Origin of the sequence: Pelagicoccus sp. SDUM812002 (genome assembly GCF_031127835.1) — a bacterium.
Classification (GTDB): domain Bacteria; phylum Verrucomicrobiota; class Verrucomicrobiia; order Opitutales; family Opitutaceae; genus Pelagicoccus.
Genome location: NZ_JARXHX010000098.1, coordinates 1 through 1,001, shown reverse-complemented (window position 1 = coordinate 1,001; position 1,001 = coordinate 1). Strand labels below are relative to the sequence as shown.

Below are 1,001 nucleotides of genomic sequence, written 5' to 3'. Positions count from 1 at the left end.
CTTTTCGGCTCATGCTCGAGATCGCATCGACCTTCTCCAAGGTTTCCATGTAGGCTTTCGCGGTGTAGGTGCTCCCGCGGTCACTGTGATGCAGCGGCCGCGTCGTAGGATACGCAGCGATCGCGTTGCTCAACGCTTTTGAAGTAAGGCAGGCGTCGTTCACCGGCGATACCTCCCATCCTACTATGGTTCGGCTATAGTAGTCCATCGTGACCGCAAGGTAGAGCCATTGATCCCGTCCTTTGAGGTCGGTGGTGTCCGATACCCAAACGCTGTGGGCCTTCTTTACCTCCTCTAGCTCGCCAAGCTTATTGGGAGATATTCGGTTCTTGTGTTTGGAATCAGTAACACAAGGGGCGTTGCTACGCCCTCTGCTGCGGCCCTTTATATCAAGTTCCCGCATCAGGCGGGCAATACGACGCTTGCTGTGGCAAAGCCCTTGCTCGCGCAAGGCCAACCGTATCCTAGGAGCTCCATAGATCCTTTTGTTTTCTCGGTGCACTCGTGCAACTTCCCGCTTGAGATCGGAGTCTAGGGCATGACGGGAGCCGGAGCCTACGGTGTGATAGCGCGTCGAGCGAGACAGGCCGATTGTCGTGCAAACCAGCGAAACGCTGTGCCTTGCCGACAACTCGTCGGCAATCGCCTTCATCTGCGCGGTTCCTCCCCGAGTATATTCAAAGCTTTTTTTAAGATGTCCCTTTGCTCGGCCAGCCTGGCATTGTCACGGCGAAGACGCTCGTTTTCCGACGCCAACTCACTGGGCGTCATGCCTTCCACCGGCGCCGCTGCTCCGTCAAGAGCAGCGAGATGCTTGCGTCTCCATCTTCCCAAGACGCTGCCGTCTATACCTAGGTCGCGAGCGACCTGCGCCATGGTTCCCTTGCCGGAAAGCACCATGTTGACGGCGTCTCGCTTAAATTCAGATGTATAAGTTCTCATTGGGTTTCTAGTTTTATCCCAAGAGCCGACACACTGTCCAATTTATCGAGGCAGGTTCA

The 1,001-nt window shown here is 55.6% G+C and carries 2 protein-coding genes; both read right to left on the bottom strand.

Features of this window, described 5'->3' with window-relative positions; genetic code table 11:
* A partial coding sequence (locus QEH53_RS23850; RefSeq protein WP_309025744.1) for an IS3 family transposase occupies nt 1-652 on the bottom strand: 652 nt, incomplete at its 3' end.
* The gene (locus tag QEH53_RS23845; protein WP_309025743.1) at nt 649-942 is read right to left on the bottom strand and encodes a transposase; all 294 of its coding nucleotides are present in this window, start codon (nt 940-942) and stop codon (nt 649-651) included. The genes QEH53_RS23850 and QEH53_RS23845, both read right to left, overlap by 4 nt.
* Between the last annotated feature and the right edge of the window lie 59 nt (nt 943-1,001).

Excerpts from the sequence above, each read along its gene's own strand:
- QEH53_RS23845 (WP_309025743.1), bottom strand. The coding sequence starts at position 942 with ATGAGAACTTATACATCTGAATTTAAGCGAGACGCCGTCAACATGGTG.